Genomic DNA, 24,657 nt, shown 5'->3' on the forward strand with positions numbered 1-24,657 from the left:
CTGCCTGGCCGAGCTTGCCTTGTCCGGCGATTTGGAGTGGTCGATGCGGGTGATCTCTCAGGCGTGTGCCGCAGCCTTGCTCTGGAGCTCTCTGGGCGCCGGATTCGCGCAAACGCCCGCTGCCTCAGAGACCACGATCGAACGTTCAGTTCGGACCCAGGCCAACCGAGACACCCAAATCGGCATTTACCTCAATGTATTGCCTGACTGCACGTCGGGCCCCCTGCCGACCATTCGCCTGGTCAAACCGCCGACCGCCGGAAAGGTTGTGGTCAAGTCCGGGAAAGCGAAAGCAACCAACTACAAGGCCTGCCTGGCACTCGAGGTGCCCGCTTACGTCGCCTTCTACAAGGCGCCGCCCGAGTTTGTCGGGGATGACACCCTGACCATCGAGGTCAAGTATCAGGGCGGACGCACCGAAATTCAGAAGTTTACCGTCAAGGTCAGTGCCCCAGGGGGGCAGCAAAAAATCTGATCGCGCCACGAGCGACGGAATTGTCCCAGCCCGAACCAAGTGTGCCTTGATGATAAAGGATCGGGCGATAGACACCCGCGTCAGAGCGGCTCGCCCTCGTCCAGCTCCAGTTGACGCCCTTGCGAGACGTCTCCTCGTTCGGCCGTCGGCTGGCCAGGCGAAGCACTGCCCTCATGGCAATCGCTGATTCGGCGGGCGACCACCCGGTCGGTCCTCGGTGCCTGACCAACATTGATTTTGTTGACTTCGGTGTAGGCTTCGTCGCTGAGAACCGTAATGACGGTGCTGACCGGCCCCATATAGTCGCATCTGTTGGAAAAGATGTACTTGTTGCTGATCTTCTCCGGCTTCGAAGAATGACAGCTTCCAACGGAAGGGGATGCGAACGTAGCTTTCATCGCCTGAGTTGGATCGACGCATCGGGTCATCTCGCGCTCAAGCAGCTTTTGCCGAACGTTTGAGGATGTGACGATTTCCAACGTCCGCACGAAACGCCACATCCCCTTTCGAAAGGTCGGTCCGCCAAAGCTCTCGTCCGCCGCCGCGCCGTGCGAGGCAAGCAAGGACACCGACAAAGCGATCGTGGCGCAAAGGGAGCGTGCGAAAATCTTCGACTGCCCGAAGCCGTCACCGGAGATCATTTATCGATTCCCTATCGGCTGCACTGCGGGGGCTGCGCGGCTCCGGATCGAAGCCTGCACTTGCTTTGGTACGGCATCATTCCATGCCACTTCGTGTTAAGTTGAGGTAAATGCTTGCCGCACGGCTAAAGTTTCTCCACGGTCGAACTCTGGCGTCGGATGAGCGAGGAACGACACCGGCCGCACGGCGTCTCGCGGCAGGCCGAAGAAACTCTCGTCCCAAAGGAGCGGCCCAGAACCTTGCGGCCGCCCCCTCTTAAACGACGACCTGACGGCTGATTGTCGGGCAGATCCCCGGGCTAGTGGTCCAGGTGCGATGGGGGCGACTCTTCCGAATTGACCGCCACGCCGTCATCGCAATCGCCGATCCTCGTCGCCACCACCAGGTCGGTTTTGGGATGCTCACCGGTCGTGACTTCGTTCAGCTCGGTATAGGCCTCATCGCTGCGCACAGTGATGACCGTGCTGACCGCGCCCATGTAGTCGCACCGGTGCCCGAATGTATATTTGTTGCCAACCTTTTCAGGCTTGTCCGAGACGCAGCTTCCGACAGATCCCGACGAGAAGGTAGCCTTCATCGCTTGGGTTGGGTCGACGCAGCGCGTCATCTCCTTGTCGATGATCCGAGACTTCACGTTCTTGTTGAGGCCTCTCACGACATCGAGCGTTCTAACAAAGCGCCACAAGCCCTTGCGGAAGCTGGGGCCAGAGAAGGATTGATCGTCTTGACTGGAGCGAACCGCGATTTCCTTGGCGTTCTGCGGCCGACGAAGAGATGGCGTCTGTGCGTGAGCCTCAGCCGATAGCGCCGCGACGATCGTCAACGTCAGCAGCGTACATGCGATGCCATTCCGGAAGATCATTCCCACCCCCAAATTGTATTCCGAACCGCGTGCGACGCAGTTCGGACCAATCTTTTAAAGAAGTCCCCACGAAGAAGATTCGGTATCCGCTCACCAGTTGCAGGCCAATTGTGGCGAGTAAAGGCGCGGCGTCGCAGTGATACTGGTGCAGATCTAATTCCGATTCACTGCAGCAAAGTTGCAACACTTGGCCGCTCTGGCCAAAGGCTCCAGACCCGCCGTTGCAGCCCAATATCACAGCGATTCTAGTTGCCGCGCCAAGATCAGCTCCACAAAGCCGAGGGTTAGTCACCGGGCCGTGTCTGAGGCCCACACCGGACCAGCCGCCGGTATGCTTCCGGTGGTCCCTGCTCCGACTGGCGCGGTCCGGCTAGGCCTAACGCTTGCAACATGCAGGCCTACTATCTTGCTGGCAACGCGGGACGGATTTGACCTTGGGGGATATTTTTGCTCATCTAAAGTGAGATATTTCTGTTCAATTACTTCCCTATCGCTGACGAGGGGGCTCTGATGCATATTCGGTTTGGCTACACCGTTGCTGGCGTTCTGGCATTGGCTGCGACGCTGTTTGGCAATTCTCAGCCGGGGGCTGCCGCCGATCTCGGCTTGATGACGTCGGGACCGGCGTCAGTCGGCAACTGTTCGGAGATCGTCTTCACCTGCGAGAATGGCCGTCAGTACCCGTTATGCCCGCATGCGGTAAGCGTGGAAGGTGAGGTGGTCACGGCCTCGCTTCGCACCGGTCATCACAGCGGTGTGCACGTGCGACTCGTTCCGATGGGGGTCGGCTATCGCTACGCCGGTCACGGCATCTGGCTGGACGGAGTCCGGGAAAACGCGTTGCTCAATTTCGGCAAGCACCGCCAGGTGGCGTGCACCATCGCGCATTAGTGCGCGTTGCCCGCGTCAGTTCGGTCGGCGCGACGTGGACCCAATCGTCCGGAAGGGTGTCCTCACCCTTTGGTGCGAAGCACCGCGCGTGACGCGCGCGGATACATGTAAGCCTTGGGATAGACGTACACGGGACAATAGTCCTGCCATTGATACAGCTGCCAATTCCATTTCCAGCAGCCCGATTCGATCTGAGGCTCGCTCCAGTAGTCTAGCCGGTAAGGCGGATCACCAAACGGATACTCTCCGCATCGCGCCGTAGTCGATGAAAGAATGACAATTGAAGCGGCGGTGGCAATGATCGCAGAAAATGGCTTATGCATAACGCCCTCTTTGAGATGACGCGTCCGGTGCAAGAGTGCCAAATCGGATAGGACTTATCAAGCTACCGCCTGCTCCCAACGCGCCCTTACTGAGCGCTGATCAAGCGTTTCCTCCGGTGCTGGGCGGGTCACGAAGATTCGACCCGCTTTGCGTTATTTCTGCCGGGCACAAGCGCTGAGCGCTTTCGCTCCGCGCGATCAGCGACTGGACGAGCACGCTGAGCTCTCTCGAGGCAGAAGTGCAGTCGGTTATCGCTAAGCACAGGATGCGGATCGAAGCTGTCAAACCTGTCCGTCTTGACATCGCGAGTTGAGGCGACGCCGATCCTTGCTGATCGATTGTAGCCCGCCTGGCACAGCATGATTGACGCGCTTGAGGTGTTAGATATCACACGAGCTCTAATCGACGCTGAGCGGGCATTGTGATCTTGAACTTGCGGTGGTGAACCTCCTCCGAATTGATGGACACCTGTAATAGGCTCGAAGAGCCAGGAGGTGTCGGATGGAAGGACGTCAACGTCGGTCGTTTACGGACGACTACAAGCGGCAAGCGGTTGATCTCGTAGCGTCGAGCGGGGGCTCGATCGGATCTGTGGCCAAGGAGCTTGGCCTACGGGGTTCCGTGCTGCGGCGGTGGGTGGAGCAGCGAGGGGCCCGGCTGGAGCCGACGGCGGCGACGCGGCGCCCCACAACGCAGGCGACGCTGCCGTCGGCGGACCACGCGGCAGAGATCGCGCGTTTGCAGCGAGAGAACGAGCGGTTGCGCATGGAGCGCGACATTTTAAAAAAGTCCATCGCGATCTTTGCTGCAACACGGACATGAGATTCCGCTTCATCGAAGATCGCCGCGCCGATTATCCGGTGACGCTGATGTGTGACGTGCTCGGCGTCTCGCCGGCCGGCTATTATGCTTGGCGCTCGCGCCCGGTGAGCCGACGATCTGCTGCCAATCGAGACCTCGTCGACGACATCAGGCGGGTCCACCGCGACACCCGCGGGCGTTATGGCAGCCCGCGTATCCATGTCGAGTTGAAGGCGCAGGGCCGCGGGGCGAGCCGTGGTCGCATCGAGCGGTTGATGCGGCGTCATGGCATCAGGGCCATCATGGCGCGGCCCGCCGGGTGCGGACCACCGACAGCCGCCACGACCTGCCGATCGCCCCGAATCTGCTCGACCGCAACTTCATCGCCGCTGCTCCGAACCAGATCTGGCTGGCCGATATCACCTACATCGAGACCGATCAGGGCTGGCTCTATCTGGCCGCCGCCATGGATCTGTACAGCCGCAGGATTGTCGGCTGGGCGATGGAGTACCGACGCCCGTGAGGGACTATGTTGAGGTATGCGCCGCTGTGCGGTGATCTGTCGGGGTTCGGGTCGCTGGAGCGCTATCGCTTTTCCTCACACCAACAACTGAACCCGCGGTATCTCATCTAATCCTTCGCATGAGCGAGAGCTGGATCGGCTTCACTCCTCAGAAACCAACGTTCCAACGATCGCTTCGCGGCGTTGCGAGGCAGTATCGGGTAGTGAAAAGAGGGCCACCGCCGGAAATCCGGCAGTGGCCCAGTCAGTCCAGGGAGGAAGGGCAGACAATCCAGTCTGCCAGCGGATTCCAGAACTCAGTGAGATACGGTCGGCCTGACATTTTCGGCCGCGGGTGAGCCTTCATGTGAGTCCGGCGACGGTATCGAACAGTCGGGGCGCGATACCTGCAGCTTGCGCCTGAGTGCCCGTCTCTTCATGGTCGCCGTCAGACGCGACTTGCCGATCTGCTTCGTTGGCGTCTTTGGAGATGCGTTCCGATTTGAATTCGCTCGTTTGGACATCTGTTCATCCTTTCCCAATTCGGCATAGCTGCTCATCCGGCGCCTACGACATGCCGGCACAGGAATTCTGCTGAGTTCAGGCTCGATAGCCCAGACGTGCGGCACCCCAGTGCCTGGAATTGACATGGATCGGCACGCTCGCCTCCTTTAGGAGAACGTACTGGCCGCCGCCCATGTCCCTCCGGTACGTTTGCAGCAGAAACGGCCTTGTGTTCTTCGCCGCGGCGCGCCCTGCGCGGTCGTCAAAAATGCGCCTGTTGCGGCAGTTGGCTGCATTCCAGACTGGGTCAGGGCCTTGAGGCTGGGAGAATTTCCGATTATGCGCAGGCGCGTATCCATTCGTGTCAACCGCGACGCAAAGCGTGATCCGCGGATCCGTCGTCAGGACCCGCTCGAGGATCTCAGGCAGGACACGGTCAGCGAACTCGGTGTACCGCGTTAGCATCTGCACCGGGTTGGTATCGCGAATGGGTCGGTAGCTCCGGTCGAACAGATCGTCCTCGGTGATCCGCTGTTCTCGTATCGCCTCATCGAACCTGGCAGCGATCCGCAGTGCCACTTCCGTTGCCTTCGCTATGAAGCCCGTGTCTTCCGTCTCCACACCAGTCGAAGCGGAGAGGCCGATGAGCGACTCTCCGGCGGAGAGCAGGCCACCAATTCTTTCCTTCGCGCCCTCCATATTTACGCTTGAGCGCTTCGCTCCTTCGGTCAGCTCGTCGATCTGACGGGCGAGACCGGCGCAATTTCTGTCGATCTCAAGCGTGCAGTCGCGGATTCTTTCTACCTCGGCCTCAAAGGTCACCAGAGCGTTGTCCGCAATCGCGAGTAAACTGCCGATTTCCCGCGTTCCTTCGCGGACCTTTTCGGCCCTGGCGACATTCGCCGTTCCTTCCGCGATCAGGCCCTGTGTCCTCGTCGTCAGGGCCGAAAGGGTCGTCCTGATTTCCCGAGTTGCATTGGCTGTCGTATTTGCAAGTCCCTTGACTTCACTTGCGACGACCGCAAATCCCTTTCCCGCCTCGCCCGCCCTCACCGCCTCTATGGTAGCATTGAGCGCCAGAAGGTTTGTCTGCTTTGCAATCGACTCGATGTTCTCCGCGACTTTCCCGACCTGGTTGAGCGCCTCACGGACTTTTCCGATGTCAGTCTCAATCCTGGCAACGCCCTCAACAAGATCATGAATCTGGCTGAGGGATAAATCCACGTTTTGGCGGGATACGGACGTCTCCCTATTCGTCGCACCTGATACATCGCACGCGTGCCGGGCTGCCTGCGCAATCCTGTCCTTTGCCTTCTGCACCTCCAGTGTTGCCGCGGCGGCGCTCCTGAACAGGCTAACCTGCTCGCGAAGGTAACCGGCAATTTCCTCCACGCTTCCGGAGATGGCACACAGTTCAACTCCGACCTGTCCGGCGTGCTTCGCAATCTGCTGAATGATCTCAGCCAGCGCCTGATGATCCGAAGTCACAGTCTGATCCACCGGATAACTCCTGAACCAGCGAAAAAATGCCGGCCCTGGTTTTGGCAGGACCGGCCAGGCTGGAGGTTAGACGGGCGTACGCTCAGCATGACTGCCGGCTTGCGAGGTGATCGCCGGTCCCGGCGAGAGTGTCCTTGCGAGCGGGCGACCAGAGGCGGCGAAGGCAAGGATAATCACGATCTCCTCGGCTGTCGGCGCATCCTCGATACAAAACGAGATGCTGTCGAAGTGATCGGCGCTCCACTCATCGCGAGTATGGTGAACCGGCACATCGATCCGTGCGCCTGCTCCCGCCCGCTTTGCGACAGACGGCATCAGGGATTTTGCGTCGCCCAGTACCGACCGAACCGCCTTCCCGAATTTCGGATGGATGATTGCTGCAGCATGTTCGAGCTCACCGGCGCATCCGACGATCGCACCCTTCCCGTATGCCTCAATGTTCTCAGGAGCGAGCTGCAGCGCGCCAAGCAGTTGCTCGCAGAGCAGCCTCGCCAGATCGTCGCCCGCACCCGGGAGATCACCGAGTTCGGCCTCGTACCGGCCTGCGTACGGGTTCGACACGACTGCCGCGGCGATACCCCTGATCGTTCTTCGGGATACCGGCTTGCCTTGCTCACGCTGAACTTCCTCGGTGAGCGCCAACAGCTTTCGAATTCTCAGGCCGCTCATGCCCTGTCTCCCGAAGAGAGCTCGGTAATGGCCGGCACCGGAAACTGCCCCCGCGCCATTTCGAAGGCGCGGGCTGCACGCAGGACGAGCGCGTCCGAGAACCGCCCGCCGATGATCTGCAATCCGACAGGCAGTCCGTCCGTGGTGAATCCGCACGGAATGCTTGCCGCCGGCTGCATGGTCTGATTGCACCAGGACGTCATGGGCGGTGCCGTCTGCAACTCGGCGGGCAGGCCCGGCACGTCAGGTGGCGCAACGTGAAACGTCGGTGTTACAAGAAGGTCGTAGCTGTCGAAAAAGCTGTGCATCTGCCATGCCAATTGATGTCGCAAGGCAAGCGCATTCATCAGCACGGCGGTCGGCACGCCCTCACCGAGACGTGCAAGCGCGAGCGTGTCCGGATCAAGCAGCTCCTGCTGGTCATCCGGCAGGTCCCGAACCAGCTGGGCAAGCCGGACCATCCACTGGATCGAATGGATCTGCTCCTGCAGATAGGACCGGAGCGGCGGAACGTCGATGGTCTCAACGCGAGCGCCCAGGGAGTCGAAAAGCTTCACCGCATCCCTAACCTGCGAGACGATATCATCCCTCACTGACACGATACCCAGATCCATGCTGACCGCGATGCGGAGATCCTTGAGACCGTCATCCAGTCCTGTCTCGTAGTCCCGCCCGTCCGGAGGTACCAGCTCCCAGTCGCTGCTGCACGGCTTCGTCAAGGCCGTCATCATGCGCGCAACGTCTCCTACCGTTCGGCCGATTGGACCAATGTTTGACAATCCAAACAGGTCGCCTCCACCCGAAGGCACGCGCTTGAAGGACGGCTTGAACCCGAACACGCCGCACCAGGCGGACGGGATCCGGATCGACCCACCCCCGTCGGTGGCCAGCGCAAGAGGTCCCATGCCCGTCGCGATGGCAACTGCCGAGCCACCGCTGCTCCCGCCCGATGATCTAGCCGGATTCCACGGATTTCGTGTGATCCCGGTCAGGGGGTTTTCGGTGACGATCTTGTTGCCGAACTCGGAGGTTGTGGTCTTGCCAAATATGATGGCTCCGGCCTGCCTAAGAAGTTTGACGGGAGGCGCATCAACGTCAGAGGTAGAACCCGGCCGTATTGCCCGGGATCCGTATCGCGTTGGCATGCCCTTTGCTGTTACAAGATCCTTTACGGATACAGGTATGCCGTCAAGTGGGCTGAGGCTCATTCGCTTGTGCCATCTTTTCTCCGAGGCAAGCGCCGCCTCCACGGCGCCCTCCTCATCGACCGCGCAGAACGCATTCAATTGCCCGTCGAGCAATTTGATACGATCGAGGACGGCGCAAACCGCATCAACCGGAGACAGGTCACCCTTGCCATAGGCGTTCACGAGCTGCGTGGCGCTCAAGTCACACACTGAACTCAATTCACTTTCTCCCCTGGTCATGCGACGGCAGTCGAACTGCGGGACATACGATCACTTGCAGACCGTCTGGATGGGTCCGGCGACGTCCACGAGATCGAACATGCAGTCCTCGCGTGCCCGACCGATCAGCGTCTTGCATAGAAGATGGCTGCTGCCGGCATCGACCCCGACTTTCCCCCGCGGCATGTCGAGTGAAATCTTCGCAAACGCTTCCTTCAGTTTGTCCAGCTCAACCGACTGGGCGATCCGCGCCGCTTCGGCAAAAACCCTTGCTCCGACATAGGTGCTTTCGCCATGAGGGAGCACGGGTACCTTTCCGTCCACGCGCACGCCCGTGAAGTTGGCGAACTGCGTGCTGTACCTTTCGATAAATGTCCTGTTTTCCGGGTTATCGACGCTCATGAAGTACGAAGATACGCCCAGATTTCCGATGGACGCTCCGTCAGTAACCTTTGCAATCGACTCATGGGTGATTTCGGTAACCAGCTGGGGTTTCATGCCAAAGCTGTGGTACTGCTTCACGAACGTGATCGGGTCATCCCCGATGCTGTGCCAGACAAAGTCGACGTCTGCGTCCTTCACCTGCTGAAGCGCCGGTCCAAAATCACGTGTACCGAACGGGAAATACCTGACCCCGACAAGCGTGCCGCTGTGAGCCTCAACGACCGACTTGAGTAGTGGCACGAACGAATTTCGCGCCGTCCCGGAATCCGAGATCATCACGAACCCCCGCCTGCTCCCATGCGCCGCCAGCCATGAGATCATCGGTTCCACGCGCTGCACATCGCTGAGCCCGGTAGTCAGCAGATTCGGGTGACAGCGCCCTTCATCGAAATTCGGATGAATGACGAGCCTCTTCTGCGAGGCGGCCACCTGCAACGCCGCTTCACGCTCCAGCGGCAGCACCGTGCCAATCAGGGCGACAGCACCATCGTTGACAAGCAGACGTCTCGCCTTGTCTACGGCGACCTTGGAAGAGGCCTGAGTATCCTCTGTGACGACCTGAACTCTTCGGCCCAGAATTCCGCCCGAAGAGTTGATCTCTTCGACCGCAAGAGCGAGGCAGTTCTGGTTGGTATAGCCAACGAATGCCAGAGCCCCTGTCATGGGCGCGAGAAGCCCGATCTTTAAGGGCTCGTCGGCGCGAACGACGGATGGCACCGGAAAAAGGCCCGCTGACAACGATGCGGTGGCTTTCAGGAGCGTACGACGATTTAACATTCTGGTTCTCCGAATGTGCAGGCGGATCGGTGCCGGGTCAAACAGCCAGGAATCGCTTGAGAAGCTTCGGGTCCTGCATATCCCTGGGGTCGCTCTCATGCATGATTGTCCCCTTCTCCATGACCAGGCATTTCCCGGCGACCGCGAGCGCCATTTCCAGGTTTTGCTCGACCAGAAGGATCGACATGCCATTGTCCCGGGCAATGACAGGAATGAGTTCGGCGAGCATCTGGACTATGTTTGGCTGCACTCCGTCTGTAGGTTCGTCCATCAGCAGAACCTTCGGGCGCCCACAGAGCGCGCGGGCGATGGCAAGCATCTGTTGCTCGCCGCCAGACATCGTCCCACCATGTTGCAAGAGCCGCTTCCTGAGTATGGGAAAATAGGAAAATACCTGCTCCGGAATGTCGCAGTTCGTCGGTCCCGCGGCGCGCGTTCCGACCTGCAGATTTTCGAGGACCGTCAGCTTCGGGAAGATCCACCTTCCCTGGGGAATGTACCCGACACCACGGCGGGCAATCTGGTGTGTCCGAAGATTACTGATTGCTTCGCCGAGAAGCTCGACGCTTCCTGTGATCTGTGGCAGCAGACCGACAATGGCTCTCATCAGGGTTGTCTTGCCGACGCCATTGCGCCCCAATACCGCCAGAACGCCTCCTTGATGGAGCTCGATGCGAACGTTGCGAACCACGCCTGCTGCGCCATAGCCCGCACTGCGGAGATCAACCCTGAGCACGTTGCCCTCCCCGACCAAGGTAGATGTCCTGGATTTCTCTATCGTTCGCGATGTCGTCAAACGCTCCTTCACGAATGATCGAGCCCTGGTGCATGACAAGGGTGCGGCACCGCAAATCGCGTACGAAGCCCATGTCATGTTCAATCACGACAACCGCACAGCGGCCCCTGATCGTGCCAACCATTTCGGCCATCCTCAGCGTTTCGTCCGCCGTCATTCCGGCCGTTGGCTCATCCAGCAGGAGAGCGGTGGGGCGTGAGATCAATGTCATTCCCAGCTCGAGCCACTGGCGTTGTCCATGCGAGAGCTCTCCCGCAAGGGTGTCCGCCTGACAGCCAAGACCCACAAGATCGAGTGTGCTCTCGATGCTTTCTTCGGACCCGGAGCGCCAGCGGGCCGTACCAAGCCGCGCAACGGCAAGATTGTCCCGCGCCGACAGCCACTGGAATGTGTTCGTTCCCTGAAACTTGCGGACGACGCCAAGCTGACAGAATCTCTCTGTGCAGCGTCCCTCCATGGCTTGACCATCCACGATGATGTCGCCGGCCGAAGGGACCGTGGCGCCTGAGAGCATTGCGACAAGGGAACTCTTTCCGGCACCGTTGGGACCGATGATGCACACGACCTCATTCGCGGAGAGCGCAAAATTGACTCGATCAACGGCAACAATTCCGCCGTACCGCTTCGTCAGGTTGCGCGCCTGAATCGCTGTCCTCTCACTCATGCCGCACTTCCAGTTTGACGTTGTTGGCTCGCGACGTCCGTCTGAACCGCGCCACAAGCCCTGGAAGGCCTTCCGGTGCGCCGAGGACCAGGGCGAGGAACAGGACGCCGGCGATGAAGGGCCAGAGGCTTGTGCTGTAGCTGCTTATTTCCTGCTGAAGCCTCGAAAGGGCGATGGTCGCAAAGACAGGCCCGATCAGGGTCCCCCGACCACCTATCGCGACCCACAGGATGACCTGCGTCGATAGCAGCGGCGAGAACAGGTCCGGCGCTACAACTCCCGTTGTCGCGGCAAATATTGCCCCACTCATTCCGGCCAGAGCAGCCGATCCCACGAACACGATCAGGATGTACAGCGAGGTGTTGTACCCCAGAGCCCGGGCTCGGAACTCGTTCATTCCGATTGCATTGAGGATCATTCCGTAGTTGCCCCGGCAAAGCGCCCAGACAGAGAGCAGCGCAACGACAAGAAAGGTAAGCGCAAAATAATAGGACGCTGTCTCACCGCTCAGATCGGCGTCGACGCCCATAATCGAAAAGCGCAATCCCGGAATGCCAAGGATCCCGACGTCGCCTCCGGTAAGTGCAGACCAGCTGTTGATCACCTGACCAACAATTAGCAGCACTGCAATCGTGATGATCGCGAGGAAGTGGAGCCTGACGCCTGCAAAGATCAGAAAATAGCCGACGACGGCAGCAAGCGCCGCGGCGAACAGAATTCCGGCTACGATTCCGCCGGCGCTGCCAATGCCAAAAGCAGTATTTGTAATGGCAAGGCCATATGCCCCCAAGCCGAAGAATGCCCCATGTCCGAGCGTCAGCGTGCGCGCCTTTCCCCACAGCAGATCATAACTCAACGCAAAGACAGCGAATATGACGGCATCCCGGAGCGCGAGAAGGCCGTACGTGGATGCCCATGCGGGCGCCGTCGCCATGATTGCCCCTCCGATTGCCACAAGACCGAGCAGCGTCCTGTCGTTCGACGTGATCGCGGGTTGGGCAAACAATTGCCGGGTCCGGAAGAGAAGATCTCGCACGGCTATTCCCTTCCAAGCAGCTGGTGCGCCGCGCTGAAGCCGGGAATTAGCCCCCGCGGCCGTATTCTGATCAGGAGAACCGCAAGAATGAGAACCACTGCCGACGCAAGGGAGGGGTCGACCACATAGTCAAGAAGCGTCTCGCTCGTACCAACCAGCGCGCTGCCAAGCAGGCTGCCGAAGATGGATCCGATACCGCCGAGCACGATGATGAAAAACGCCTTCCCGAGGTAAAACAAACCGAGATGAGATTCGACCGATGCGAGCGGAGCGATCAAAGCTCCGGCGAATGCCGCCAGTGCCGCACCGCCGGCGAACGCCGCCCTGTTCAGCCGCCGTGTATCAATTCCGACAGCTTCCGCCATTTCCGGATTCTGGATGACTGCACGAAGATCCGTACCGAACCGCGTTCGGGTAAACACGAGCAGGAACAGAGCGACCGTGGCTGTCGCAAGTACGATGACCAGCACGCGATAGACAGGGTACTCAGTGCCGAGGATCGACACCGCTCCATTGACAGGAGCGGAAACGATCTGGGGCTGTGCTCCGAAAAGGAGTTCAATGCCCTGCTGAACGATCAGGCTGACGGCAAACGTCGCAAGCAATGCATCAAATGTCCGGTGATAAAGGGGACGAATGATCGTTGCCTCGAGAATGGCCCCCGCAACCGCGCCGATCACCGGAGCGAGAATGAGCCCCAGCCAGTATGTTGATGCAACCCGCTCGGGACCGCCAAGCGACTGGATAAAGGAAAGCGTGTAGGCGCCGATGGTGATGAACTCGCCATGCGCCATGTTCATGATGTCCATCATTCCGAAAATGATGGCCAGGCCCAGACCCACGAGCGCCAGAATGCAAACGTAGGTAAGTGCATTCATCAGCACCGGAATAAAACTGCCGATCAGTGACATTGGAACGTTCCCGATTGATCGCTTGAGAACAGCAGGCAGCAGTTCGCCGTCCCCGCGGATAGCCGCGGCGGTCTACAACGCCCGCAATGATGCCTCGGTTGAAACGCCTGCTTTCGCGCGGCGCCTACTTGACCACCTTCAGGGTATTCGTTCCCTTGTCAGGCGCCGGTCCGACGAGCTCGTATGTGCCGGACCACGTATCTCCCTGGCGAACCAGCTCAATGCGCATTTCCTTGCACATTCCGCCAGGTCTGGTGACGAGCTTCCATCGGCCATTCCTGAGCTGCCCCTCGACCGGATGTTCGCCGACGCAAAGACCGTCACTCGCCTGGCTCGTGCCAGCGAGCCGTGTTCCGGAAAGCTCCGTAATTGTCATCCGGGAGGCTCCCTTCCAGGGACCCAGACTGCTCTTCCAGCTTCCCTCCAGCTTCAATGTTTCAGCCGAGACCGCCGTGGCGCAAAGTAGCATCGCGGCAGCACCCAGGAGAATCTCTCCTCGAAGACTCATGTTTTCTCCCTTCGTGTTCGTTTGACTATTTTTGTCTTTCCCTGGTGCGCCGCATCGCTGGCGCTGCCGCGCGTTCTTTTCAACGGTTCGCTGCGCGAGCGCAGCTGGAAATCGACGTCGGAATCGAGAACCAGACGTCCCCGAATGACGCCCTGCAATTTTTTCACATGCCTTTCGGCATCGATGATGTGGCGCACCATCAGCTTTCTGACCGAGTCGATGTCCCCGGATCGAATTGCATCCAGAATTGCGCGGTGTGCCTTGACATTCTCACGTCCGAAGCGCTGATACTGTTCGTGCGCCGCATTGCCACCCAGAACAACGAGCTGACGTAGCATCTGGTTGATCATTTCCCCGATCAGGCGAAGAAAGGCGTTGCGGTTCGCACGTGCCAGAATGTCGTGGAAATGCAGATCCTCCTGGCGCTGCTCCAGCGCATGCGCCTGGGAAGTCGATACCGGTGCGCAGACAGCAATGCTCCTCTCGAGAGCCTCCAGATCCGCATCGGTCAGATTTTCCACCGCTCCTGCCGCGATTTCCGGTTCAACGATCCGGCGCGCTGCATAGACGTCCTCAACGCTCAGGTCCTGGAAGAACAGGTAGTTCTGAACGAACTGCAACGTTCGGCCGAGCGGCACCTCCGCAATTGTGGCTCCTCCGTTCGGCCCGGTGCTCAACCTGATCAGGCCCTGCACCTCGAGCGATTTCAGCGCCTCCCGCGTGGTACCTCTGCTCACCGAAAACATCTGCTGAAGCTCGTTTTCCTTTGGCAGCTTGTCGCCAGGACCGAGATTCCGTTCCGTGATCCAGCGCTTGACCTGCTCCGCAACGAGATCACCGCGCTTGGGAGCCTTGAGGTCGAGCATTGTTTCCATGTTCTGGTCCCGCATTCCTGTCACACCTTCTGAGTCGTAAGAGCAATGCGGGATATCAGCATATTTGCATCATGGAGTCAGGCTTGGCGTTCGTTCGGTCCATCCTTCAGGGCAACCTGAAGCTTGCGCGCAGCCAGAAGCTTTCCGCCTTCAACGCGTTGTAGGCATAGAAGTCGTGGTTGTAGTAGGCAGACAGCTTGAGAGCGCCGAAGTCATATCCAACGTAAGGGCCGAGACTCAGCTTTTCGTATCGGTTGCCCTGACCGCGCGTGTTCCCGAGTCCCGGAATGGACATGGCAGGCACCGCCATTCCGTCCAGAGTGTCATCCGTTAGCTGGACCGCGTAGTAGCCGGAAGCTCCAACACTCCATTTGTCGATGAACTTCACGGCGCTGAAATCGACCATGAGCATATCACCGGACTGATAGTGACCGGTCAGTGTCCCGCCACCGGTTACCTGGATCGTGCTCAGATGATTGTTTTCGAAGGCTTTGTCGTACACGAAATTCGCGCTGAGGTGACCCTCGGGCGTCAGATAGGTCACAGCAACAGATGGCTCAAACGTCCAGTATCCGTTTCCGATATTGACGGCGTTTATATTTTCGCTGGTCGGCGTGTATGCGCCGGTCGGTGCATAGAACCCGAGTGAGCCTGTTACGTGCCAGTGCTCCGCGGGAGCCCATGAGATATTGACGGGGAATACGCCGGTGTCACCCAGACCCGAGCCGTAATTCTTGCTCCCGGGGATCGGCACCTGAATGGGACCAATCGGTGGGGGAACGGGGATCACGGCAGTCCCGCCGTTGACGTTCACCGACACTGTCGCCAAGGGCTGAACGATGTAAAACGAGTACACACCGCCAAGAAGCTCCACCCCGGGGACCCAAGCCCCCCGCAGGGTTGTTACGGCCTTGTTGATCGAGACGCCGAGCGGGTTGTCATTGCCGTCGCCGTTCTGCTTCTTCCCCGTGTAGTAGGTCGACGTGGCGCCGAAATACCAGCCCGGTGGCAGGGCGGCCCCAACCGGCAAGCCTTCTGTGACGCCCGTCCTGTATTCCGGCTCATTTTCAAGCGCGCGCGAATCGCGAATGCCGGCCAGTCCCGCCAGCGCCAGCGCAGTCACCCCCAGCCAAACCGCCCTCGACATCCTGTCCCCCATTTGAAAGCCCTCTCCCTTTTCTTTCCCCAGGCACGCGCGATCTCGGGTCGCGTCGTATTGGTGATATTTATTATCATAATTATGACGTCGTCAAGCGTCACCAATTGCAATTCGTGATATTTATCATAATAAATCTCTCGCCGTTCGCAACCAGACACACAGCTGGAGACCAAAATCACATGCCTACAACTCTGACGGAGTGCACCGCGCAGGAACTATCGGCGCTCTACCGTGCGCGTCGCACCTCTCCGCGTGAGGTACTGACGGAGATCCTGCGCCTCGCCGATCATTCCCAGCGCATTTTAAATCCGTTCTGTTGTATTGATCTGGAGAATGCTTCCCGCCAGGCGGGCGAATCCGAAGAGCGTTGGTCACGGGGTGAGCCGAAAAGTCCGTTCGACGGCGTTCCGGTCTCCATAAAAGACAACATCAACGTGCGCGGGTTGCCGACCGCGTTTGGCTCCCGCGCACCCCTTCCTGCAGAGGCGTGCATCGATGACAGCCCGGCTGTTGCGCGGCTTCGCGACGCCGGTCTGCTTCTCTTCGGCAAGACATGTCTTCCCGATTTCGCCCACAAGATCGTTACTGACAGTCCGCTGACCGGCGTGACGCGCAATCCGTACAATCCGGAACACACGCCGGGAGGTTCAAGTGGAGGAGCGGCTGCGGCTGTTGCCGCGGGGATAGGCCCCGTTGCACTCGGCACCGACGGGGGCGGATCGATCCGGATACCAGCTGCCTTCACGGGGATATTTGGTTTCAAGCCAACATTTGGCCGCGTCCCCCACTACCCCAGGGGGCCATTTGCTATCCTGAGCCATGTCGGTCCAATGACCCGCAGCGTCGCCGACGCTGCGACAATGATGGACATCATTGCCCGGCCAGATCCTCGCGACTGGTATGCACTGCCCCCCGAGAGCGCGGAGTTCGCTGCGCTGCGTCCGCCAAGGCTCGATACGCTCAGGATTGCACTCAGCCCGACACTCGGGTTTCCCGAAGCAAAAATCGACGCCGGCGTTGAATCGTGCATCAGGAACGCCGCTTCGGCCCTTGCGAAAGCTGGAGCGTCGGTTGCGGAAGCCGATCCACCGGATCTGTCCCGGTGCTCAGAAGTACACGGCGTGTTGTGGACCGCGTTCTCGGCCCTGCTTGCCCGGAATCTCGGCTCGCGAAGGGGTTTGCTGGACGCCTCGCTTCAATCACTGGCCGGCATGGGCGACAGTCTGCCGGCGCTGGGCCTGCTGGATGCGCTCGTGGCGCGGGGCGAGACCGGACGAAGCATCAGGGAGTTTTTCACGGCCTATGACCTGATCGTCTGCCCTGTTTTCCCGACCACCGCGCCCCGCCTCGACAGTATCGATGGCTCCCGACCCCTGATTCCGCATTTCACGTCCTGGTGCAACCAGCTCGGTCTTCCGGCGGCCAGCATCAACTGCGGCATGACAAGCGACGGCCTGCCGGTCGGATTGCAGGTCATTGGGCCGCAGTACGCGGACGCACTGGTGCTGGCGGTATCACTCGCAATCGAGGAGTTGCTTGGTCCTGCTCCGGCGCCGCGGGCTGAAGCATGGTCGGGCCTTATGCCGGCATAGCCCCACTCATCTGCCACTACACACCCGAAACCCGGCCGCACAGCGCGCCGGTCGATCCAAAACCCAAGGAGCCATACTCAATGAAAACGATTGGACACTTTGTCGGAGGCAAGGAGATCAGGGGCCGTTCGAGCCGGTCTACAGAGGTCTTTGAACCCATGACCGGGGATGTGAGAGCGCAGGTAGCGCTTGCATCAAAGGAGGAGGTTCGGGAGGCCGTACTGAACGCGAAAGCAGCCCAGCCGCGCTGGGCTGCAATGAACCCGCAGCGGCGCGCTCGCGTACTAATGAGATTCCTTCAACTTCTGCAGCGCGACCACGACAGCCTCGCGGAGCTGCTCGCGCGTGAGCACGGCAAGACCATTCCTGACGCGAAGGGTGATATCCAACGCGGCCTCGAGGTGGTCGAGTTCGCAATCGGCATTCCGCATCTGATGAAGGGCGAGTATACCGAGGGTGCCGGGACAAACATTGACACCTATTCGATGCGCCAGCCTCTTGGGGTGGTCGCAGGCATCACACCTTTCAATTTTCCGGCGATGATTCCCATGTGGAAATTTGCGCCCGCCATTGCCTGCGGCAACGCCTTCATACTGAAACCCTCGGAACGTAATCCGGGCGTACCGATAAGACTGGCAGAGCTCATGATCGAGGCCGGAGCGCTAGCAGGCATCCTGAACGTGGTGAACGGCGACAAGGAGGCTGTGGATGCTATTCTTGATGACCCCGACATCAGCGCGGTCGGTTTTGTCGGGTCTTCTGCAATCGCCCAATATATCTACGAACGGGCTGCAGCAGGAGGAAAGCGTGTACAATGTTTCGGAGGCGCCAAGAACCACGCGATTATCATGCCTGATGCCGACCTAGACCAGGCGGTCGATGCGCTCATTGGCGCGGCATACGGCTCCGCCGGCGAACGCTGCATGGCCATCTCGGTGGCCGTTCCTGTGGGGGAGACTACCGCGGACAGGCTGATCGAAAAACTGGCGCCTCGCGTAGAGCAGCTCAAGATCGGTCCCTCGACAGATCCAGGTGCGGACTTTGGTCCTCTTGTAACCCGCGAGGCACTGGAGCGCGTCCGGAACTATGTGGGTGTCGGAATCGAGGAAGGAGCAAAACTGGTTGTCGATGGGCGGCAGTTCAGGCTGCAGGGATACGAGAACGGCTTCTATATTGGCGGCTGCCTTTTTGACCACGTCAGCCCCGAAATGAGGATCTACAGGGAAGAGATCTTCGGACCGGTCCTCTGCGTGGTGCGCGCTCGGGACTACGGGGAAGCTCTCCGACTCCCCTCTGAGCACGAATACGGCAATGGCGTTGCTATCTTCACTCGCGATGGCGATGCCGCGCGTGATTTTGCAGCCAGGGTGAACGCGGGAATGGTCGGGATAAACATTCCGATCCCTGTTCCCATTGCCTACTATACGTTTGGAGGCTGGAAGCGATCCGGCTTTGGAGACCTGAACCAGCACGGACCGGACTCGATCCGCTTCTACACAAAGACGAAGACTGTCACCTCGCGGTGGCCTTCCGGAGTCAAGGATGGCGCTGAATTCGTCCTGCCCATAATGAACTGACCACCCTCAGCAGCACGAGCGAGAGCCGAAGCCGAGCTCATCGGCTCTCGCGATGTTCTTTCCGATTTTCAATAGTCTTGCAGTTTGGGAAGCCAGAATGCGCCGCATTTTTCAGGCTTTCGTCGACCGGCTGGTTGAGAGCAAGAGTCCTGAAGACCTGCGACAGGCCATGTCCCAGGCGGCATCAGCTCTCAATCTCTGCTCCTTCGCCTATCTTGCGCCGCCGCGCGCAACAGGCGCAGGGCCGCTCCTGATCTCCAGCTACCCGCCAACCTGGACCTCCCATTACCTGCGCCGAAATTATGATCAAATTGATCCCGTCCTGGCGCAGGCATTTCGCTGTCCGGAACCCTTTCAATGGGGGCAAGGTCTGGGACCAGCGACGAACTCGGATGGGCAAAGAGAGATATTCGAGGAAGCGGCCAGGTACGGCATCCGCTGCGGCTTTACGGTGCCAATCCATGACAGTGAGGGAGTCTTGGCAGCTGTTACATTTGCCGCCGACGAACGACGCCCCTGCTTCGAGCGTGCCATCGCGAGTCAGGGCTGGGCGCTGCAGTTGATGGCGATGTACTTCCACGCTCATGCGCGGCGGAAGCTGCTGCCGGATACCAGCATCGATGGTGTTGCACTGTCGCGTCGGGAAATCGAATGCCTGAAGTGGGCGGCGGAGGGCAAGTCTGCTTGGGAGACGGGCCGGATCATGGGGATATCCCGGTATACGGTGGCATTCCACCTCGACAATGCGAAGGCAAAGCTTGGGGTCAAGTCCACCATCCAGGCTGTCGCTCGCTTGGCGAAGGCAAATCAAACGGGATAGCGCTTCAATGTCGGCCAGGCACCTCCCTGCCTACGGAGGCTGCAGATCTGCAATTCTTCGCTTCAATGCTCCAGTGCCAGTCGCATTGGAGACCTATTATGATGCAGATAATCACACCGGATTTCTATGGAGCGTTCGCAAAAGAACTCTCCGAAATGTACCGCCTTCGCTACCGTGTGTTCAGGGAACGGCTCCAGTGGGATGTCCAGACGAGCGGAGAAATGGAGATCGATGAGTACGATGCACTCCATCCCGTGTATCTCATCCAGCGGGCAAGCGATTACCGTATTCAGGGGTGCGTCCGAATGCTTCCTTCGACCGGGCCGACGATGTTGCGCGATACTTTCCCGGTGCTGCTCGACGGACATTCCTTTGAGGCAAGCCCGTCGATCTGGGAAAGCAGCCGATTTGCGCTCGATATGGACGCTGACGCCCGCAGTACGGTTCACGGACTGACCGGTGCAACCTACGAGCTCTTCGCAGGGATGATCGAATTTGGTCTCTCGCGACGGCTCGCAGAGATTATCACCGTTACGGACACCCGGGTCGAACGGATTCTACGCCGCGCGGGATGGCCCCTTCGTCGGACAGGTCAACCGAGGAGACTGGGGAATACGGAAGCGCTTGCCGGCTATCTTGAAGTTTCCACGGACTGTCTGATGCGCGTCCGGGATGCTGGAAAGATCCACTCGCCTGTGCTTTGGGAGCCGGCGCTGAGAGCTGCGTAGAACGCACACTTATTACGTAAACCGGTCAATTTTCGATGCCTCGCGCTGTTCGATCGACCAATATTGGCCTGCACCATCTGCGGTCCGCGGTCGCTGCAGGCGATTGCGGAAGCTTTCGTCAGGCGGCTGAATTCCTCGAAATCCGGCATTCGGTCCTGAGTCGCTCAATCAGCCAGTTTGAGCACCTTGTCGGAGCAACCCTGTTTGAGCGTTCTACAGGCGGCGTCGTGCCCACTCCCGCAGGCCGCAGCATCCTGCGCATGTCGCGAATGATCCTCGAGCAGGTAGACACCCTCGTCACCACGGGAAAGTCCAGCGGCCGCGGTGACGCCGGCCGCCTGTCGGTTGGCTTCTGCACCTCAATTTCCGCCGGCAACCTGCGAGCGAGCCTGATCGAATTCAGAAGACGAGCTCCGCTGGTTGAACTCGCAACCGTCGAGCGGTCATGCATTCGTTTGATGAATGCCCTTCGAAGCGGCACGATCGACGTAGCTGTTGTGCCTGGAGGGAGGACACCGCCGGATCAGAAAAGTCTGCCAGTCTGGAGCGAGCGTATCCTGATCCTGCTACCGAAGGATCATCCTCTGGCCACGCAGAACGTCGTCCACTGGACCGATCTTCGCAACGAAACGCTGCTTCTGAGTCAACATGATCCGGGAGACGACATAGAAGACCTTCTGATCTCAAAGCTTATGGCACCAGAGGATCGTCCTAAAGTCGAACGGCACGATGTCAGCCGAGGTATCGTAAAGAGCCTCATCGGCATGGGCCTTGGAGTAAGCCTTGTTATGGAATCCGACGTCGGGGCAACATTCGCCGGAATTGTCTATCGCGAGCTGCAGGACGGTACGGGACCGAGCCGCATAGGATTCCATGTACAATGGCTGGCTGACAACGAAAACCCGGTCCTGAAGCGCTTTATCGAACTGCTCACAGAACGTTACCCCTCTCCTTCTCGCACCGTTGATTGAGCACGCCGCAGCCTGGCAAATGCCCGATCGGTGGCCATAAACCGCGCCAGCATGGGCGCAATGAGTTTCACGGGATCGACTGAATGACCGCTCTGGCGGGCGAGCGCCTCTGCATATGCAAGAAGGTCCCGATGCAACGCTGCGGGTAGCTCGGCCGTGACCTTCACCGGCTTGTCGTCGGGAACTGCTGCTATCCTGAGCTTGGGCATCCGGCATCTATCCCCTGTAGGGCTGGAGTACGAGATCGCGATTGACGATGACGCGGACCGGGAACCCCGGTCGAACCGTCAGCGTAGGTTGAATATTGAGGCTACGCCGAACGACCTGCTGGCCGGTCTGGTTCAGCGAATCGGCGGCACCATGACGCAAAGCCTGAATGATTGCGCTGTTATTGCTATTGGTGTCCGAGCCCTCCCCCAACTCCGTGCCGACTGCCAGAAACGTCGATAGCGCCGCAGCCTTGAATAGCTCACCCCAATGATTGTCGACCTGGTCTTCGAGACCAGCATATCCTGCGGTGTCCGCGCCTGGCTGTCGCTCAAGTACGATCGAGCGACCGTTGGGCATGATCAGCCGTGTCCAGACAAGCAACACACGTGACTGGCCGAAGGTGACCTGGCTGTCGTAGATTCCGATCAGCCGGGCTCCCTGAGGTACGAGCAAAAACCGTCCTGTGGGAGTATCGTAGACATTCTCGGTCACCTGCGCTGTGATCTGGCCCGGAAGGTCCGATCGGATCCCGGTGATCAGGGCGCCTGGAATGATGGTGCCGGCCCGCACGAGATACGGTGAAGCCGGCCGGGTGATGCGCTCAGGACTTGCCGTGCGGCGATTCACAGATGCGTTCACGAAGGCAAGCTTCCTGTCCTGACTGTTCTGCGCAAATCCGTCGTCGCTAGTGCTCAGTGGGCTTGTTGGCACGCCGCGGTCGCTCCCCAGAGCCGCAGCGTCAGGCGGACGCACCTCTCGCCCATTGGTCGAAGCGAACAAATGGCTGGTACGGGCTGCTTCGGTCTCTTGATCCCGGCGCTGCTGCTCCGGATCAGCGCCGATCGTCTGCGACTGGCCCTGAGCAGCAAGGATTGGTCGACCGAGGTCCCCAGGGAGCGGCGGACCAAGCTGCGGGATTGGTTGGCGCGGAAAGCCAGTGTAGTCCTTCGGCAGCGTCGTAATGCCGTCGGCAACATTGTGATGGTCGGTACTATAAAGCTCATCGGCCGCCTGATTGCGGGAGCGATTGTTCTGCAGTGACCACAGCACCGCTCCGCAGATAACAAGCAGGGCAACCGCGCTTCCGCCGGCCAAGACCTTCCGCGACAACCGTGTCACGCGCGGATGCTCTGCTCTCAAGCGGAAGTTTTCGGACTGCTCCCCTTGTATAGTCGGCGGAACTGCTTGCTCGTGATCGTTTCCATTCCGGGTGTTCATGATGACGGCCTCCCGTCGGTCCTGACGATCCTGACCTTCTGCTGGTGTTCACCGCCAAGCCGGAGCTCGGCGGCTGCAAACAGCCGATCGACGATCAACACGTTGCCGGAGGCGCGGTAGTTGACGAGTTCGGTCTTGCCGTCCGGGCCAATCACAAAGAGCGGAGGCATCTCGCCCTGCACGATCCCCTGCGGGAATTCGACATAGACCTTGCGGCCGTCGTCATATGCGGCGAGCGGTCTCCAAGGAGGATTGTCTCCTTCGATGGCGTACCGGGAGATACGTTGCGCCGGGTCCGGCAGAACGGGTTTCAGAACGACTGAACGGGATCGTTCGCGCGCTGCTTCCGGATAGTACCAGGCAACGGATGGCATATACGGCCGCTCGCGGGAGCGGAGCTCGATCAGGTAGGTGCGCCGGTCAGTATTGACCACCAGGTTGGTCTCGATCGAGGCTCGGGTCGGCTTGACCAGGATATGGACGCGCCGTGTGTCGCCACTCCCGCTCTCGGTATCGCCTACGACCCAGCGGACGGTATCGCCGGCCGCGATGGGCCCTGATCCCGTCAACTGCTCTCCCTCCTCGAGCGCTATATCCGTGATCTGCCCCGGTGCCGCGTAAATCTGATAGAGCGCCCCGGGACTGTAAGCGTAGATTTGCGCTGCGTTGAAATACCCCCGCCTGCGCGGTTCGACGCGCGCCGCGCTGTTTGCTGTCTCTACCCGGCTCACCGGCTCAGCCTCTTCCTTTCCTCCCGACTTGCCGCCGAGAGCCGGCTTCCAGGGCGGCGGAACGTGAAGTGGTCGCGGTCTGTCGTCGAGAGCCACAGGGGCGGCCGGCAATGGAGGAACTTCCGCGTCATAGCTGATCTCCGGCGGAATGTAGGTCGCGCAGCCACCGAGCGCAGACGAACAAAGCAGAAGAGCGGACAGAAATGCACGCTTCGAGCTCACGAACTCGGGCCAAGTCGAATTGCGCCGGCTGTGCAGGAGGAAACGTTTCGAACGAACATCAGACGGCGTCTTGGTCACTGACTCAACTCCTTTGACCAGCTGATGGCGCGGACGTAGACGCCAAGAGGATTCTTGCGCAGCCGTTCGGCATCGCGCGGCGTCTCGATCACGATCGTGAGAATTGCAGTCCAACGCTCGGTCGAGCTCAGCGAGCCGTTGTCGTAGGTGCGTTGGGTCCACGCGACCCGAAAGCTTTCCGACGATGCGCGAATGACGCTCGAGACGTCGATGGAGATCTGGGCCTTGCCCAACTTGGCAAAGGGGTCGTTGTTGCGCGCATAATCGTTGAGCGCGGCGGCGCCGCGATCGGTCGTAAAATCATAGGCTCGGAGCCAATTCTGGCGCAGAACAATGCCGTCCGCGGGTAAGCCTCTGACATCTTCGATAAAGCGCGCCAGATGGTAGGCGATCTGCGCATCAGTGGGCTGATAGTCGATCTTCGCCGGCGCAACCCTTTGGGCTTGGCCGAGATGATCGACTTCGACCACCCAGGGCGTGATCGATCCCTGGCTCGATTGCCAGACCAACCCACCAGCGAGACTGGCTGACAGCATGAGGCAACCGAACGCCATCAGCCGCCAGTTTTTGGCTTGCACGCGGGCAGATCCAATGCGTTCGTCCCAAACTTGGGCTGCCTTTTGATAAGGCGTGATCGGTTCTGGCATGCGCCCGTAGTGAACTGATGGTCGTTTGAACATTGATGATTGCCCCTGAGATCAAGTGATCGGTTTTGAGCCGTGTGGTGTCCGGGTTTGAGGTGCCGCCGCGTGGCGGGTGGCGAA

27 protein-coding genes are annotated in these 24,657 nt (G+C 59.7%); 9 read left to right on the plus strand and 18 right to left on the minus strand.

The window, feature by feature from the left end:
* Positions 1-43: 43 nt before the first annotated feature.
* Positions 44-475, plus strand: coding sequence for a hypothetical protein (locus MTX23_RS24190; protein ID WP_280972677.1), 432 nt, complete (start codon positions 44-46; stop codon positions 473-475).
* Positions 476-555: 80 nt separating this feature from the next.
* Here the strand turns inward: MTX23_RS24190 and MTX23_RS24195 are convergent, their stop codons facing one another.
* Complete coding sequence (locus MTX23_RS24195; RefSeq protein ID WP_280972678.1) at positions 556-1,116, minus strand: hypothetical protein; 561 nt, start codon at positions 1,114-1,116, stop codon at positions 556-558.
* A 299-nt stretch (positions 1,117-1,415) separates the two neighbouring features.
* Positions 1,416-1,979, minus strand: a complete 564-nt coding sequence (locus MTX23_RS24200) for a DUF3617 family protein (protein WP_280972679.1) — start codon at positions 1,977-1,979, stop codon at positions 1,416-1,418.
* Positions 1,980-2,489: 510 nt separating this feature from the next.
* Between MTX23_RS24200 and MTX23_RS24205 the strand changes: the two genes are divergently transcribed.
* Complete coding sequence (locus tag MTX23_RS24205; RefSeq protein WP_280972680.1) at positions 2,490-2,870, plus strand: hypothetical protein; 381 nt, start codon at positions 2,490-2,492, stop codon at positions 2,868-2,870.
* A gap of 62 nt (positions 2,871-2,932) precedes the next feature.
* On the opposite strand, the gene MTX23_RS24210 is transcribed toward MTX23_RS24205, so the two are convergent.
* The gene (locus tag MTX23_RS24210; RefSeq protein WP_280972681.1) at positions 2,933-3,193 is read right to left on the minus strand and encodes a hypothetical protein; all 261 of its coding nucleotides are present in this window, start codon (positions 3,191-3,193) and stop codon (positions 2,933-2,935) included.
* Between the two features lie 502 nt (positions 3,194-3,695).
* On the opposite strand from MTX23_RS24210, the gene MTX23_RS24215 reads away from it, so the two are divergent.
* On the plus strand, positions 3,696-4,016 hold the full coding sequence (locus MTX23_RS24215) for a transposase (protein ID WP_280972682.1): 321 nt from the start codon (positions 3,696-3,698) through the stop codon (positions 4,014-4,016).
* A gap of 298 nt (positions 4,017-4,314) precedes the next feature.
* Entirely contained in the window at positions 4,315-4,518 is a 204-nt protein-coding gene (locus tag MTX23_RS24220) for a DDE-type integrase/transposase/recombinase (RefSeq protein WP_280972683.1), read from the plus strand.
* 579 nt (positions 4,519-5,097) lie between these two features.
* Here the strand turns inward: MTX23_RS24220 and MTX23_RS24225 are convergent.
* The 11 genes from MTX23_RS24225 to MTX23_RS24275 all read right to left on the minus strand — a co-directional run bounded on the left by MTX23_RS24225 (position 5,098) and on the right by MTX23_RS24275 (position 15,734).
* On the minus strand, positions 5,098-6,501 hold the full coding sequence (locus MTX23_RS24225; protein ID WP_280972684.1) for a methyl-accepting chemotaxis protein: 1,404 nt from the start codon (positions 6,499-6,501) through the stop codon (positions 5,098-5,100).
* A gap of 66 nt (positions 6,502-6,567) precedes the next feature.
* Positions 6,568-7,170, minus strand: a complete 603-nt coding sequence (locus MTX23_RS24230) for an amino acid synthesis family protein (protein ID WP_280972685.1) — start codon at positions 7,168-7,170, stop codon at positions 6,568-6,570.
* Positions 7,167-8,558: an amidase family protein gene (locus MTX23_RS24235; protein WP_280972686.1), complete on the minus strand. Its 1,392-nt coding sequence runs from the start codon at positions 8,556-8,558 to the stop codon at positions 7,167-7,169. The genes MTX23_RS24230 and MTX23_RS24235 overlap by 4 nt, the downstream gene beginning before the upstream one ends.
* A gap of 69 nt (positions 8,559-8,627) precedes the next feature.
* On the minus strand, positions 8,628-9,797 hold the full coding sequence (locus MTX23_RS24240) for an ABC transporter substrate-binding protein (protein ID WP_280972687.1): 1,170 nt from the start codon (positions 9,795-9,797) through the stop codon (positions 8,628-8,630).
* Positions 9,798-9,834: 37 nt separating this feature from the next.
* The gene (locus MTX23_RS24245) at positions 9,835-10,533 is read right to left on the minus strand and encodes an ABC transporter ATP-binding protein (RefSeq protein WP_280972688.1); all 699 of its coding nucleotides are present in this window, start codon (positions 10,531-10,533) and stop codon (positions 9,835-9,837) included.
* Complete coding sequence (locus MTX23_RS24250; protein WP_280972689.1) at positions 10,520-11,257, minus strand: ATP-binding cassette domain-containing protein; 738 nt, start codon at positions 11,255-11,257, stop codon at positions 10,520-10,522. Before MTX23_RS24250 ends, MTX23_RS24245 begins: the two co-directional genes overlap by 14 nt.
* Positions 11,250-12,191: a branched-chain amino acid ABC transporter permease gene (locus MTX23_RS24255; RefSeq protein ID WP_280972690.1), complete on the minus strand. Its 942-nt coding sequence runs from the start codon at positions 12,189-12,191 to the stop codon at positions 11,250-11,252. Before MTX23_RS24255 ends, MTX23_RS24250 begins: the two co-directional genes overlap by 8 nt.
* A gap of 104 nt (positions 12,192-12,295) precedes the next feature.
* Positions 12,296-13,204, minus strand: a complete 909-nt coding sequence (gene urtB / locus MTX23_RS24260; RefSeq protein WP_280972691.1) for an urea ABC transporter permease subunit UrtB — start codon at positions 13,202-13,204, stop codon at positions 12,296-12,298.
* Positions 13,205-13,328: 124 nt separating this feature from the next.
* Positions 13,329-13,712 carry a hypothetical protein gene (locus MTX23_RS24265; protein ID WP_280972692.1) on the minus strand — a complete coding sequence of 128 codons (384 nt, stop codon included), beginning with the start codon at positions 13,710-13,712 and terminating at the stop codon, positions 13,329-13,331.
* Positions 13,709-14,602 (minus strand): FCD domain-containing protein, encoded by an 894-nt coding sequence (locus tag MTX23_RS24270; RefSeq protein ID WP_280990744.1) that lies wholly within the window; start codon positions 14,600-14,602, stop codon positions 13,709-13,711. Before MTX23_RS24270 ends, MTX23_RS24265 begins: the two co-directional genes overlap by 4 nt.
* Before the next feature lie 91 nt (positions 14,603-14,693).
* The gene (locus MTX23_RS24275) at positions 14,694-15,734 is read right to left on the minus strand and encodes a transporter (protein ID WP_280972694.1); all 1,041 of its coding nucleotides are present in this window, start codon (positions 15,732-15,734) and stop codon (positions 14,694-14,696) included.
* 191 nt (positions 15,735-15,925) lie between these two features.
* On the opposite strand from MTX23_RS24275, the gene MTX23_RS24280 reads away from it, so the two are divergent.
* From MTX23_RS24280 to MTX23_RS24300, 5 genes are all read left to right on the plus strand, one after another.
* Positions 15,926-17,338 carry an amidase family protein gene (locus MTX23_RS24280; RefSeq protein WP_280972695.1) on the plus strand — a complete coding sequence of 471 codons (1,413 nt, stop codon included), beginning with the start codon at positions 15,926-15,928 and terminating at the stop codon, positions 17,336-17,338.
* A gap of 80 nt (positions 17,339-17,418) precedes the next feature.
* Positions 17,419-18,915 (plus strand): CoA-acylating methylmalonate-semialdehyde dehydrogenase, encoded by a 1,497-nt coding sequence (locus tag MTX23_RS24285; protein WP_280972696.1) that lies wholly within the window; start codon positions 17,419-17,421, stop codon positions 18,913-18,915.
* A gap of 52 nt (positions 18,916-18,967) precedes the next feature.
* Positions 18,968-19,735, plus strand: coding sequence for a LuxR family transcriptional regulator (locus tag MTX23_RS24290; RefSeq protein WP_280972697.1), 768 nt, complete (start codon positions 18,968-18,970; stop codon positions 19,733-19,735).
* A 98-nt stretch (positions 19,736-19,833) separates the two neighbouring features.
* Positions 19,834-20,463: an acyl-homoserine-lactone synthase gene (locus tag MTX23_RS24295; protein ID WP_280972698.1), complete on the plus strand. Its 630-nt coding sequence runs from the start codon at positions 19,834-19,836 to the stop codon at positions 20,461-20,463.
* 35 nt (positions 20,464-20,498) lie between these two features.
* Entirely contained in the window at positions 20,499-21,434 is a 936-nt protein-coding gene (locus tag MTX23_RS24300) for a LysR family transcriptional regulator (protein ID WP_280972699.1), read from the plus strand.
* Here MTX23_RS24300 and MTX23_RS24305 read toward each other — a convergent pair.
* Genes MTX23_RS24305 through trbF form a run of 4 tightly spaced genes read right to left on the minus strand, consistent with a single transcriptional unit; the run spans position 21,404 to position 24,573 of the window.
* Positions 21,404-21,643, minus strand: coding sequence for a DUF2274 domain-containing protein (locus MTX23_RS24305; RefSeq protein WP_280972700.1), 240 nt, complete (start codon positions 21,641-21,643; stop codon positions 21,404-21,406). The two genes, MTX23_RS24300 and MTX23_RS24305, sit on opposite strands and share 31 nt — an antisense overlap.
* A gap of 7 nt (positions 21,644-21,650) precedes the next feature.
* Positions 21,651-22,862 (minus strand): TrbI/VirB10 family protein, encoded by a 1,212-nt coding sequence (locus MTX23_RS24310; RefSeq protein ID WP_280972701.1) that lies wholly within the window; start codon positions 22,860-22,862, stop codon positions 21,651-21,653.
* The gene (gene trbG, locus MTX23_RS24315) at positions 22,859-23,893 is read right to left on the minus strand and encodes a P-type conjugative transfer protein TrbG (RefSeq protein ID WP_280972702.1); all 1,035 of its coding nucleotides are present in this window, start codon (positions 23,891-23,893) and stop codon (positions 22,859-22,861) included. The genes MTX23_RS24310 and trbG overlap by 4 nt, the downstream gene beginning before the upstream one ends.
* Positions 23,890-24,573, minus strand: a complete 684-nt coding sequence (gene trbF / locus MTX23_RS24320) for a conjugal transfer protein TrbF (RefSeq protein ID WP_280972703.1) — start codon at positions 24,571-24,573, stop codon at positions 23,890-23,892. Before trbF ends, trbG begins: the two co-directional genes overlap by 4 nt.
* Positions 24,574-24,657: the final 84 nt, after the last annotated feature.

The organism is Bradyrhizobium sp. ISRA436 (genome assembly GCF_029910015.1).
Taxonomy (GTDB): Bacteria; Pseudomonadota; Alphaproteobacteria; order Rhizobiales; family Xanthobacteraceae; genus Bradyrhizobium.

Coding starts and splice junctions, on each gene's coding strand:
- urtB (WP_280972691.1), bottom strand. CDS start 13,204: ATGTCACTGATCGGCAGTTTTATTCCGGTGCTGATGAATGCACTTACC.
- MTX23_RS24290 (WP_280972697.1), top strand. CDS start 18,968: ATGTTCTTTCCGATTTTCAATAGTCTTGCAGTTTGGGAAGCCAGAATG.
- MTX23_RS24195 (WP_280972678.1), bottom strand. CDS start 1,116: ATGATCTCCGGTGACGGCTTCGGGCAGTCGAAGATTTTCGCACGCTCC.
- MTX23_RS24270 (WP_280990744.1), bottom strand. CDS start 14,602: ATGCGGGACCAGAACATGGAAACAATGCTCGACCTCAAGGCTCCCAAG.
- MTX23_RS24310 (WP_280972701.1), bottom strand. CDS start 22,862: ATGAACACCCGGAATGGAAACGATCACGAGCAAGCAGTTCCGCCGACT.
- MTX23_RS24200 (WP_280972679.1), bottom strand. CDS start 1,979: ATGATCTTCCGGAATGGCATCGCATGTACGCTGCTGACGTTGACGATC.
- MTX23_RS24295 (WP_280972698.1), top strand. CDS start 19,834: ATGATGCAGATAATCACACCGGATTTCTATGGAGCGTTCGCAAAAGAA.
- MTX23_RS24300 (WP_280972699.1), top strand. CDS start 20,499: ATGCCTCGCGCTGTTCGATCGACCAATATTGGCCTGCACCATCTGCGG.
- MTX23_RS24280 (WP_280972695.1), top strand. CDS start 15,926: ATGCCTACAACTCTGACGGAGTGCACCGCGCAGGAACTATCGGCGCTC.
- MTX23_RS24250 (WP_280972689.1), bottom strand. CDS start 11,257: ATGAGTGAGAGGACAGCGATTCAGGCGCGCAACCTGACGAAGCGGTAC.
- MTX23_RS24275 (WP_280972694.1), bottom strand. CDS start 15,734: ATGTCGAGGGCGGTTTGGCTGGGGGTGACTGCGCTGGCGCTGGCGGGA.
- MTX23_RS24210 (WP_280972681.1), bottom strand. CDS start 3,193: ATGCATAAGCCATTTTCTGCGATCATTGCCACCGCCGCTTCAATTGTC.
- MTX23_RS24240 (WP_280972687.1), bottom strand. CDS start 9,797: ATGTTAAATCGTCGTACGCTCCTGAAAGCCACCGCATCGTTGTCAGCG.
- MTX23_RS24255 (WP_280972690.1), bottom strand. CDS start 12,191: ATGGCGACGGCGCCCGCATGGGCATCCACGTACGGCCTTCTCGCGCTC.
- MTX23_RS24265 (WP_280972692.1), bottom strand. CDS start 13,712: ATGAGTCTTCGAGGAGAGATTCTCCTGGGTGCTGCCGCGATGCTACTT.
- MTX23_RS24305 (WP_280972700.1), bottom strand. CDS start 21,643: ATGCCCAAGCTCAGGATAGCAGCAGTTCCCGACGACAAGCCGGTGAAG.
- MTX23_RS24190 (WP_280972677.1), top strand. CDS start 44: ATGCGGGTGATCTCTCAGGCGTGTGCCGCAGCCTTGCTCTGGAGCTCT.
- trbF (WP_280972703.1), bottom strand. CDS start 24,573: ATGTTCAAACGACCATCAGTTCACTACGGGCGCATGCCAGAACCGATC.
- MTX23_RS24285 (WP_280972696.1), top strand. CDS start 17,419: ATGAAAACGATTGGACACTTTGTCGGAGGCAAGGAGATCAGGGGCCGT.
- MTX23_RS24205 (WP_280972680.1), top strand. CDS start 2,490: ATGCATATTCGGTTTGGCTACACCGTTGCTGGCGTTCTGGCATTGGCT.
- MTX23_RS24230 (WP_280972685.1), bottom strand. CDS start 7,170: ATGAGCGGCCTGAGAATTCGAAAGCTGTTGGCGCTCACCGAGGAAGTT.
- MTX23_RS24215 (WP_280972682.1), top strand. CDS start 3,696: ATGGAAGGACGTCAACGTCGGTCGTTTACGGACGACTACAAGCGGCAA.